Genomic DNA, 10,758 nt, shown 5'->3' with positions numbered 1-10,758 from the left:
TCTCGTCTGAAATGGACAGAAACCGGACAAGCCTGCCAGAACCAGCAATCGTTGTTCCAATCAGGCATCACGCGGCTTTTCGGTCGGAGAAGTAGCGGTGCAGAAGCGTAGTGGCGCTCGTGCCGTGCAGGACGACGGAGAGGACGATGGTGGCGAGCACGATCGGCGCGATCGGCTGGACCTGCTCCTTGCCGGCCTGCTCGAAGGCAAACAACAGGTAATAGAACGCACCGACGCCCCGAATGCCGAGCCATCCGGAAAGCAGCCGTTGCTGGCGGTCCATGCAGGATCCGGCGAGCGACAGGCACGCGCTGAGCGGTCGGGCCACGAAGAACAGGAAGAGAGCAGGCCAGACGACCTGCCAGTGGAGCAGCGCCTGCCAATGGGCCGAAACGACGCTGCCGATCAACAGCATCAGCGCGAATTCGACCAGCCGCTCGAACTCGAGCGCGAAGGCCATCATGGTCTCGGCCATGTAGGCGTGCGCGAGCTCGGGGTCCTTGGCGGCTTCCTCCCGTTCGCCGCGCTCGACCGACTCGAGCGCCTTGCCGGGCGCGGTGTCGCCGGTGGCGGCCAGCTCCTGCCGACGCAAGGCCACGCCGGCCGCAAAGACGGCGATGAACGCATAGCCATGCACGAGCAGCGCCGCGCCGTAGGCAAGCGCCATGAGTCCGAGGGCGATGAACCCTTCCAGCCCGAGTGCCTGACGATAGCGCGTGCGCAGACGGATGATGAGGCGCACGACGCCCGAGCCGATGCCCCAGCCGATTGCAAGCGCACTGGCGATGCCCCAGACGATGGCGGCGGCGAAGGTCCACGAATGGGCACTGCCGAGGCTGGCGCTGCCGCACAGGGCGAGCGCGATCAGTACGAAAGGGTAGGCGGCGCCGTCGTTGGAGCCGCCCTCCGATGACAGTGCGAAGCGCAGCGGCTCGTCATCGCCCGCCCGACGCACGCGAAGTTCGTTGGCAAGCACGGGATCGGTCGGAGCAAGTATCGCTGCGAGCAGCAGCGCGGGCCCCGCTGCAAGGCCGAGGCCAATGCGCGCGGCGCAATACATGAGACCGATCGTCAGGATCATCGCCGGGCCGGCCAACCGTAGCGTGAGACGCCAGAGTTCGCTGGAGAGCGGTACGCGCAGATGCATGCCGATCGCGAACAACGAAATGACAAGCCCGGCTTCGGTCAGCACACGCAACAGGCGCAGGTTCCCTTCGATGTCCGGTTCGAGCAAGCCGACGCCGGCCGTGCCCAGCGCGAAGCCCGCGAGGAGATAGACCATGGCGCCCGTCATGGGCAGACGCGCGATCACCCCGCGCATGACCGCCATGAGGATCAGGAGCGCGCCCACTACGATGAACCAGACCGCCTCGATGATCACCGCTCACTCCCTTCCGGTGCGCGCGGGCGGGCCGACAGCCGGCGCCTTTTCGGAGCCACCGCTGAACCCGGCCGCGCCGCGCGTGCGCTTATCGCGAGACGAGCATGCCCATCACAAATCCAGCCAACGCTGCCAACGTAATGGCCTTCCATGGGTTGTCATGCACGAAATCGTCGGTCGTGTCGGCGGCCACCCTGTACTTCCTGTTCATTGCATCCTGCATGCCGACGAGTCTGGCCTTCGCTTGCGCGCGCTTATCGGCCGAGGACGAACCGTCGTGGCCGGCGTCCCAGGACTGGGACGCATCGCGGAACCCGTGGTCGTCGCTGTTCTGGACCGGCGCGTGCCGTTCGCCGGCAGCCACGCTCTCGCTCGTGGGGAATTCGTAGGCACTGTCGGCGCGCTCGGTCTTCAGGGCGTCCACAGGGTCGTGTGTGCGATCGGGGTCAGTCATCCTTCTCTCCTGTCGGCATGAGGGAACATATGACGCTGCACAGCGCTACGAAGGAAACGTGCGTCGTTCCTGAAGCAGGCCGCGCATACGGCACACCCGGGCATGCAATCGACGTGCCGAACGCGCCGCAAGGTCATTCCCGACACGCGTTTTCATCCGAGGCGCCCGCGCCGGACGCTGGCGGGCCGCAGACAGCGAGCGATGGCGACGGCGCCCAGCGTTGCCATCGCGAGCGACGCAAACGGGAAAGTCCCGACCGTATTCGCAGCGATGGCTGCAGGCCGCTTCTGCGCCACCAGTTGCAGGCGGCGGCGAGTCATGCGCGCGCCGAGCGCGGAAAGCTCGGCCGCGAGCGCACGCTCCGCAGCGGGCAGCAACATCGTTTCCTCGTCAGCGACGTGGTGCATCACTTCGCGCATGAGCTTCATGAAGCGCGCGTCGAAGGCGGCATCGCGCGGATGCATGGCGCGTAACCTCGCGATGTCCGCACGCATTTCGTCGTGCTCGGGCTTCGACTTTTCGAGCGTGTCATCGCTATGGAGAACGCCGGCGAGTGCCGGGTAGAAGATCTCTTCTTCCAGCTGAGCGTGAATTTCCAGTGCCGTGCAAGCCAGTTCGACGATCGCTCGCTTCCTCCACCAGGACGTGGCGGCATGATATCGATGAAAAGCCGCCATCACGTGCGTATGGTCCATGCGGATCATGGTCGTGATGGACGGAGAGTAATTGGGCATGTCCATGCTCGTTCCTTGGCGCCTGCGCCGGGGTATGGATGGGGACGCACCCGGGTGCATGACGAATCAGGCAGCCACGGGGCAATCGCGCTGCGCATTCGTCGTGCCGCGTCGAGATCATCGTCAAGTGTCCATCGCGCCGGGCACGGTCGAGCCTTTGGCATACGAACTGCTGAACGGCAAGTCGCACTCTCCCGGTGCGCACAAGCGCGGGCTCGTCGCGGCGAATCCTGCCTGCGGGTACATCGCGTCACGGATGCCGTCCAGTGAAGCGGACCCGCGCACGTGACGGTCCTAACGGAGCCACGACATGCGCGTGCATCACCTCAATTGCATTTCGAGTTGTCCTCTCGGCGGAAAGCTCTTCGACGGGCGCACGGCAGGCCTTCTGCAACGCGGCGAGCTGACCTGCCACTGCTTGCTCATCGAGACCGATGACGGTCTCGTGCTGGTGGACACGGGTTTCGGTTTGCGCGATGTCGCGAACCCGCGCAGCCGCCTCAGCACGTTCTTTCTCCTCATGTTGAAGCCGGATTTTCGCGAGACGATGACGGCGGTCCGGCAGGTCGAGGCGCTCGGCTTTGCCGCGTCCGACGTGCGCCATATTCTGCTCAGTCACCTCGACTTCGATCACGCCGGCGGCCTCGACGACTTCCCTCATGCGACCGTCCATATGCTCCAGACCGAGCGTGACTACGCATTGCAGCAGAAGACCTGGCTGGACCGGCAGCGTTTCCGGCCGCAGCAGTGGTCGACCCGCAACAAGTGGGTGGTTCACGCCGAAGGAGGCGACCGCTGGCACGGTTTCGACCGCGTGAGGCCGCTTGCGCGCTTCGCCGACGACATCGCCCTCGTGCCGCTGCGCGGACATACGTTCGGTCACGCCGGTATCGCGGTGCGCACGGGATCGGGCTGGCTGCTGCTTGCCGCCGACGCCTACTTCTATCACACGGAGATGGACGGCGAGCGGCCGCACTGTACTCCCGGCCTGGCGTTCTATCAGTGGATGATGGACAAGGACCGCGCAGCCCGCCGGCACAATCAGGCAAGGCTGCGCGCACTTTGCAATGCCGACGCCGCCCGTGATGTCCGCGTTTTCTGCAGCCACGATCCGGTCGAGTTCGAGCGTCTTGCACAGCGCGCGGCGAGCGTTCCCGCCGAGGCGCTGATACGGCCGCTTGCGTGAGCGGGCCGAGAGCCGGTTCAGAGGGGTTCGAACGACTGCATGGCGTCCACGACGTGGTGCGCCGCAATCACGCAGCGGGCGTTGAGCGCCGGAGGCGTTGTCTTGCGCGGGCGATACACCGGATCCCCGCGCTTGATGAGCTCGCCGCTGAGTGCGCATACGTCCTCCTGCCGCGCCCTGCCGAACGTCCAGGTCTGCTCGGCCATGCAGCCGAGACGCGGGTCGGACCATGAGAGCAGCGCCGTGTGCGGCGAGAGCCGTTCGACGATCGTGATCGACAGGTGCTTGCGGGCGCAGGGATCAAAGGCCGGCGCCTCGACTCGGGCGCATCGGTCTTGCGAGGGAACCAGGCAATCGAACCATGTCGTGGATCGGTCGTGCGTGAAGTTCTCGTCAACTGGCATGTTCGGCATTGCGGTTCCCCGGAAGTACTGCGTGTGAGAAAGGTGCCATCAACCGCGCACCGCGCATGCCACGACGGGCCGTCGGGCGGTACGCCGCAGTGTCCGTAAAGCAGGGCCTTCCGGCGCCCGGGAGTTTCTTCGGAACGGCATCCTGATTGCTGCTGGCGATTGCCGCGCATCGCGGCGTCACCAGGAGCCAACCATGCAACCGTATCGCCGTTATCTGATCGCACTTGGCGCCGCCTTGTGCGCGCACGCCGCATTAGCCGGCGATGCCGACGATCCCGCCTGGCGAACGAGCCGGGATGAGCACGCAAACAGCGCCCGGCTGCAACTTGTCGCTTCGTTTGATCACCAGGTGACGGGCGTGACCGTCGCGCCCGACGGACGCATGTTCGTGAACTTCCCGCGCTGGACCGAAGACGCGCCGCTCTCGGTGGCAGAGGTGGGTTCAGGCGGCGATCTGCGTCCTTACCCGGATGCCGAGTGGAACACCTGGCGCAATGCGCGCCGCGACGAAGTCACGCCCGGCGATCATTGGGTATGCGTGCAATCGGTGGTGGCCGACACACGCGGCAATCTCTGGGTCATCGATCCCGGCGCGCCCGCCCAATCGCTGATCGTGCCGGGCGCGCCGAAGCTGGTGCGCATCGATCTCGCGTCGAATCGTGTTGCTCGAACCTATGCGTTCGACGAAAGTATCGCGCCGCAAGGCAGTTATCTGAACGACGTGCGCATCAGTCCGGACGGACGCACGGCCTACATCACGGACTCGGGTGTGCGTGGCGCAATCGTCGTCGTCGATATCGAGTCCGGCGTCGCGCGCCGCGTTCTCGACGGCGATCCGAGCACGCAAGCCGACAAGAGCGTGACGGTCACGGTGAACGGCAAGCCCTTGCAGCAAACGGACGGACGACGCGTGAGCTTCGCCGCAGACGGCATCGCGCTGACGCCTGACGGACGCTATCTGTACTGGCAGGCGGTCAAGGGGAAGACGCTCTATCGCATTGCCACCGACGCGTTGCAGAACGCTCAGCTCGGCGCGGACCAGGTCGCTTCGCGCGTGGAAGCGGTGGGCGTGGACGGCCCCGCAGACGGATTGTGGATCGACCCGCGCGGACGCTTGTATGTGTCGTCAGTCGAACACCATGCAATCCGGGTGCGCCAGGGCGAGCGCTTCGCGACGCTCGTGCGCGACCGCCAGCTGATCTGGCCTGATACGTTCTCGGAGGGTCCGGACGGGACGATCTATGTCACCGACTCCCGCATTCCCGACATGAGCTGGTACCAGCCGCAGAACCCCGCGGCGCTGCCGACACGTCTTTACGCTATCCGCAGGTGAATGCACCATGGCGTCCCCCGGAGCTCGTTCGATCAGGGCAGCGCGTGGCGATGACGCAATCGCCGAGCTTATCGCGTGTCATATCGATACGTTTTTTCCAGGCCGCCTTATTGGCATCGAGATCGAACGCGGCGACGTAACCCCACGCCGAGACCGGCGCTCCATCGCGGAGACGAGTTCATCCCGCTCGCGCAACGTCTGAACCGTTCGCTCCTGTGCGAACGGCGGCGCCGCGCATCGCTTCGGGCGAACGTGGAAAGCCGCTGCGGTCGCTGTACAGCGCGACGGCACACTCCGCCCGTTGGCGGCGCTGATGGCTTCTGTCGGCGGCGAGCGCGACTGCGGCCCGCGCATCGAGCGCCGTGACGGCTGTAACGTTGACGATTGCCGTCACTCTGCGCCTGGAAGCCGCGCGCTCGGGCAAGGGTGCAGCGGTCCCAAGCGTCATCAGATCGAGCGCATCGCCGCCCAGACGGGCCATCACGTAACGAGACGGATCGCCTGATGCAAGAATGCCGATGCCCGCTGCAATCTCGCGAAGACCATAGAGTCGCATCAGCGCCGGACTTGTTCGAATACCGGCTGCGCGGGCAACCGCGCGGGGCGCGAGCAGTTCGGCCGCGCCGAGCGCGAGGCTGAACCATCCGAGGCCTCGCGCAAGTGATCGACCCTTCGCAGTGCGGGAATGTGATTCGGTAGCGTGATTCATGATGATGTTCAGGAAGTCGAGAGGGGCATGAGCGGACAAGCGCGTCAGCGGGTCGCTTCCCGCAAGGCTCAGGCTGGGGAAGCGTCAGCAACGCGTGTGCCCTGGGCCGGCGCCGTGATTTCTCTCATCCTGCGAATTTCTTCAAGACGCTCCCAAAAAGAAACGTGCTGGTCGATATCGCATGCGGCCGCGTTCCCCAACGCGAAACACGCGAGCCGCTGATGACCGATCAAAGTCGCGCTCCACCCGGTGGCGCGATGCTCTGGCCCAGGTAAGGCATGGCCATTGCGTTGGGCCTGCCATGCTGGTCGACGACCAGCGTAACCATCCATCCAACCGGGAGGCATCATGGCTATCAAGACTCTGCAGGATCTGTTCATCCACGCGCTGTCCGACGTCTACAGCGCAGAGAAGCAACTGACCAAGGCGCTGCCGAGACTGGCGCGGGCGACGTCCAACCCTGATCTTGCCGAAGCCTTCAAGACGCATCTGGAAGAAACGCAAGGGCAGATCGAACGTATCGACCAGGTCGTCGAGAGCACCGGAATCAAGCTTAAGCGTGTCAAGTGTGTCGCCATGGAGGGGCTCGTCGAGGAGGGGCAGGAGCAGATCGAGGAAATCGAGAAAGGGCCCATCCTCGACGCGGCATTGATCGCCGCCGCGCAGAAGGTCGAACACTATGAGATTGCGACGTACGGCACACTCGCGGCGCTCGCAAAAAAACTTGGTCATACTGAAGCAATGAATCTTCTTCTCGACACCTTGAAAGAAGAGAAGGCGACGGACGAGAAGTTGACGTTGCTCGCAGAGCAGGAGGTTTCAGAAGAGCAGGCTGGCAAGACCGTTGCCAAGCCGGAAGCAAAACGCGCGGAGAAGCCTGCGGCCAAACAGGCAGAAAAGCAGGCGGAGAAACAGGTCTCCAAGTAAGCGCCGGCGCGCCGCAACCCCACGGCTTGCGGCGCGTGTCGTTCAGGACATCGGCGTTAGACGGTCTTCGGCGCTTCGTCCGCAGATCACCTTATCAAGCAGTTCTTCCATCCCTTTCCACTGCCGCGCTCGAGAGCCCGGCGAAGACTTGCCGCGTCGTTAAGGCGGGAAGCATGCGCAGGCGCCCGAGCGCTGCATTACTGGCTTGCGCCTGACGGCGTATCGCTGGCGGCGGTGGCAGGAAAGCTCACCGCAGCAGGCGCGGACGCGCTGGATGTGCTGCTCGCTGAGCCGCTGCTTCCTGACTCGCTGCTGTTGCGATTGCAGCCTGCGGTGAGACAGATGCACGCCGACAGTGCAGCAATCGACGCGCTCTTGAACGTAATGTGTCTGATCATGATGCGCTCCTTGTTGAGCGGGTTGTGCGCTGACTTGCGGATATTGAGGTGCCTGCTGGCCGCAGGACCAGAGGGCGCTGGACGCGCGATCGTGACGCGGCGCGTGCGGCACGCATTGATGTTCTGCAATCGTCATGCCGCAGGCAGCCATACACGCGAGCATTGGCCTGAGAGCGCAACGAAGGCTGGCATTTCGAATGCTTGTCGGAGGCGTACACACCTCATGGAGATGGTCATGACCGGCAAGACTCTGATGAGCGGCGCGCTGGCCTGGCCCGTCCGCACGTTCAAACGCTTCGGTGCCGATCGGGGCGCGCCGATGGCCGCGAGCATCGCGTTCTATTCGGCCTTCTCGCTTGCGCCGACGCTCGTCATGGTGATCGCCGTCGCGGGACTGGCATTTGGCGCCGAAGCCGCGCGCGGACAACTCTTTCAGCAGATCAGCGGCATGATCGGCAAGGATGCTGCAGTAAGCGTGCAGACCATCGTCGAGCACGCGCATCGGAGCGGCGGCAGCGGCTTCGCGGCGATCATGTCGTTTGTCTTGCTGGCGGTCGGAGCATCGGCAACGTTCTCATCGCTGAATACGGCGCTGTCGGTGATCTGGCCCAAGGGCAGTGAGCAGCAGTCAGGCGTGGCCACACTCGTCAAGGTGCGGCTTATCTCCTTCGGCCTTGTCATGGGCGTAGCGTTTCTGCTGATCGTTTCACTCGTACTAGATACCGCCGTGCAGGCCGCGGGCAAGTGGGCTTTCGGTAGTTCGCCGCTCCTGATCGTTGGCGATATCGTGCAGCTGGTACTGGGACTGGCGCTTCTGACGTGCGCCTTTGCCGCGTTGTTGAAGTATTTGCCCGACGGCCCGGTGCCCTGGCGCGACGCGTTCGTCGGCGGCTTTATCTCGGCCGTGCTGTTCTCGCTCGGCAAGAAGCTGTTTGCGCTCTATCTGACGCACGCGGGAACCGCGAGCGCGTTCGGTGCGGCAGGCTCGCTTGCCGTGTTGTTGATGTGGCTCTACTTCGCTGCAGCGGTCTTGCTGCTCGGCGCCGAAGCGGCCGCAACGCGTCTGGAAGCGCGTGAAGGACACGAAACGCGCGAGGTCCGCGCGCAGGTTCCGTCGCAGGCAACGACGACCGTGCACGAGCACCCCACTGCAGGACGTCCTGAACCATCGGGCCTCGCGCCCGCGCCTGCGCCCGTGAGGTCAGTAAAGTACGAGGACCAACCGCCCTGGATGCATGTTCTGGCCCGAGGCGTTGAGGTCGTGAGATCCAATCCGGCACGCGTCGCAATCGCGGCTGCCGGTGCAGGGCTCTTCGTACTCACGAGAAGCGGACACCGCGCGCCCGTACGCAAGCGGCCGTGAACGTCGTGGGCGGAGCGAGGCGGGACGGGTGCTGTGGTGACAAAAGGGCTGCCGTGATTCGCTCGAACGGCAGCATGCCTTGCCTTGAAGCTTGCACGCTCTGACGCGCAATGACTAACGAGGCGTGCGGTCGGCAGACAGAAATCGTCGCCGGATCGCCCACTTGATTGAAGGGAGATCGTTCATGTCGCTTGGAAGAAAAATTGCAGCGTGGCGCACCGTCAAGGACTTCTGTGCGCGACGAATTGTCGACTATGGCGAGCTGATGTCGATCGAGTTCGCGGAAGCCAAGACGCGCGTCCTGCACGAACTGATTGCCATGGTGGCGCTGATCGTCGGCGCGATGTTCACGCTGTCGTTCGTATCGATCGCTGTCATCGTGACCGCAGTCGGCACGCCTCATCTGATACTGACCGCATGGTGTGTCGCCGGCGCGTGGCTTGCGGTCGCGTTGATCGCTACAGCCGTGATCATGACGCGCAAGCCCACCGAGCCGTTCCAGGTTGTGCGCGATCAGTTCGAGCGCGATGTGGAAGCCATCAGGAAGGTGCTGCAATGAGCCGGGCCTATTCGGATAGCCAAGCGGCCTTGCTGGCGCGGATGGCGGAGACACGCACGGCATTGCTTGCGGCATGCGCCCCGGAAGAGGGAATACCCCGTCCAGACAGGATCGGCCCGGTGGCGCTGCAGCCCACTGTGTCGCCCTGGTTCCTGCAGTCGCCTAACGCAGAACTGATCGCGGCAACCCTCGTCGCGTTCGTCATTCTTGGTGTACGGCGTACCGTGCAAGGCGTCGCTACGGCTGGTGTCAGCACGCTGGCGCATCGGGCAATCGCCGATGCCTTCGAGGGTCTTCAAAAGAAGTGAACGCCCAAGTGACGTCAAGGCCCGTGAAACCGCTCGAGGGAGCTTGAGTGCAGACAGGTTGCGTGCGCATCGGCATATCGGGTTGGCGGTATTCGGGTTGGCGCGGCGTCTTCTATCCACCGAAGCTCGCACAGTCGCGTGAACTCGAATTCGCATCGCGCGCCGTGCAAAGCGTCGAGATCAATGGATCGCATTATTCGCTACAACGCGCATCCACGTGGCGCGCCTGGCACGATGCCACGCCTGATAACTTCGTGTTCAGTGTGAAGGGACCGCGTTATCTGACCCATATGCTGCGCTTTCGCGACGAAACGGCAACTCGTGCAATGGCCAACTTCTTCGCATCGGGCGTCCTGGGTCTGGGTGACAAACTTGGCCCGTTTCTATGGCAATTTCCGCCCACCTTCGCCTTTCACGCCGATGCCTTCGAGCGCTTTCTTGCGCTCTTGCCGAAGGACACGACGGCTGCCGCCGCGTTTGCGGGGCAGCATGACGCGCGCGTCAAGGAGCCATGGTTCGAACCGCCCAGGAAGAGGCGGGCGTTACGCCATGCGATTGAAGTACGGCATCCGAGTTTCCTCGAAGAGGGGTTCGTGCAACTGCTGAGGACGTACGGCGCGGCGCTTGTCGTATCGGACTCGACGGCGGGCTGGCCGTACGCGGAAGACCTGACCGCCGATTTTGCCTACCTGCGTCTGCATGGCAGCGAGACGTTGTATGGCGGCTCCTATACGGACGACGCCATCGAAGCATGGGCGGAGCGCATCGAATGCTGGGCGGCAGGCCGCCAGCCCGGCGATGCGCGTCTCATCACCCCTCGCATGCCGCGCCGACGGACATCGCGCGACGTGTTCTGCTACTTCGACAACGATCAGAAGGTGAAAGCGCCGTTCGACGCACAGCGCCTGATGCAGCGTCTCGGGGTCGATCCGGAGCACGCGCGGGGGTGATGTAGTCAGGCGAACGAGCTTCGCCTGACTACATCGGCCCGGC

10 protein-coding genes and 2 pseudogenes are annotated in these 10,758 nt (G+C 64.2%); 8 read left to right on the top strand and 4 right to left on the bottom strand.

Annotated features, from left to right (window positions below):
- Positions 1-67: 67 nt before the first annotated feature.
- The 3 genes from QCE83_RS17165 to QCE83_RS17155 all read right to left on the bottom strand — a co-directional run bounded on the left by QCE83_RS17165 (position 68) and on the right by QCE83_RS17155 (position 2,569).
- Positions 68-1,381, bottom strand: coding sequence for a cation:proton antiporter (locus QCE83_RS17165; RefSeq protein WP_309813218.1), 1,314 nt, complete (start codon positions 1,379-1,381; stop codon positions 68-70).
- An 88-nt stretch (positions 1,382-1,469) separates the two neighbouring features.
- On the bottom strand, positions 1,470-1,835 hold the full coding sequence (locus tag QCE83_RS17160) for a glycine zipper domain-containing protein (RefSeq protein WP_309813213.1): 366 nt from the start codon (positions 1,833-1,835) through the stop codon (positions 1,470-1,472).
- Between the two features lie 152 nt (positions 1,836-1,987).
- A complete protein-coding gene (locus QCE83_RS17155) occupies positions 1,988-2,569 on the bottom strand; it encodes a hemerythrin domain-containing protein (protein WP_309813211.1) in 582 nt (193 codons plus the stop codon).
- Positions 2,570-2,627: 58 nt separating this feature from the next.
- On the opposite strand from QCE83_RS17155, the gene QCE83_RS17150 reads away from it, so the two are divergent.
- Together QCE83_RS17150 and QCE83_RS17145 are read left to right on the top strand one after the other, a co-directional pair.
- On the top strand, positions 2,628-2,858 hold the full coding sequence (locus tag QCE83_RS17150) for a hypothetical protein (RefSeq protein WP_309813208.1): 231 nt from the start codon (positions 2,628-2,630) through the stop codon (positions 2,856-2,858).
- A 21-nt stretch (positions 2,859-2,879) separates the two neighbouring features.
- A complete protein-coding gene (locus QCE83_RS17145) occupies positions 2,880-3,755 on the top strand; it encodes an MBL fold metallo-hydrolase (protein WP_309813205.1) in 876 nt (291 codons plus the stop codon).
- Between the two features lie 17 nt (positions 3,756-3,772).
- On the opposite strand, the gene QCE83_RS17140 is transcribed toward QCE83_RS17145, so the two are convergent.
- Entirely contained in the window at positions 3,773-4,168 is a 396-nt protein-coding gene (locus QCE83_RS17140; RefSeq protein WP_309813202.1) for a DUF3331 domain-containing protein, read from the bottom strand.
- A gap of 193 nt (positions 4,169-4,361) precedes the next feature.
- Between QCE83_RS17140 and QCE83_RS17135 the strand changes: the two genes are divergently transcribed.
- The 6 genes and pseudogenes from QCE83_RS17135 (at position 4,362) to QCE83_RS17110 (ending at position 10,715) form a co-directional block, all read left to right on the top strand.
- Positions 4,362-5,501 (top strand): L-dopachrome tautomerase-related protein, encoded by a 1,140-nt coding sequence (locus tag QCE83_RS17135; protein ID WP_309813198.1) that lies wholly within the window; start codon positions 4,362-4,364, stop codon positions 5,499-5,501.
- Between the two features lie 1,057 nt (positions 5,502-6,558).
- Positions 6,559-7,044, top strand: a pseudogene (locus tag QCE83_RS17130) (ferritin-like domain-containing protein); the annotation flags it as partial.
- A gap of 726 nt (positions 7,045-7,770) precedes the next feature.
- Positions 7,771-8,598, top strand: a pseudogene (locus tag QCE83_RS17125) (YihY/virulence factor BrkB family protein); the annotation flags it as partial.
- Positions 8,599-9,082: 484 nt separating this feature from the next.
- A complete protein-coding gene (locus QCE83_RS17120) occupies positions 9,083-9,457 on the top strand; it encodes a phage holin family protein (RefSeq protein WP_309813196.1) in 375 nt (124 codons plus the stop codon).
- A complete protein-coding gene (locus QCE83_RS17115) occupies positions 9,454-9,765 on the top strand; it encodes a hypothetical protein (protein ID WP_309813193.1) in 312 nt (103 codons plus the stop codon). Before QCE83_RS17120 ends, QCE83_RS17115 begins: the two co-directional genes overlap by 4 nt.
- Before the next feature lie 47 nt (positions 9,766-9,812).
- On the top strand, positions 9,813-10,715 hold the full coding sequence (locus QCE83_RS17110) for a DUF72 domain-containing protein (protein ID WP_309813191.1): 903 nt from the start codon (positions 9,813-9,815) through the stop codon (positions 10,713-10,715).
- The last annotated feature ends 43 nt before the right edge of the window (positions 10,716-10,758 follow it).

Source organism: Caballeronia sp. LZ034LL (assembly GCF_031451215.1).
Taxonomy (GTDB): domain Bacteria; phylum Pseudomonadota; class Gammaproteobacteria; order Burkholderiales; family Burkholderiaceae; genus Caballeronia.
This window is presented reverse-complemented; position numbering and strand designations above follow the sequence as displayed.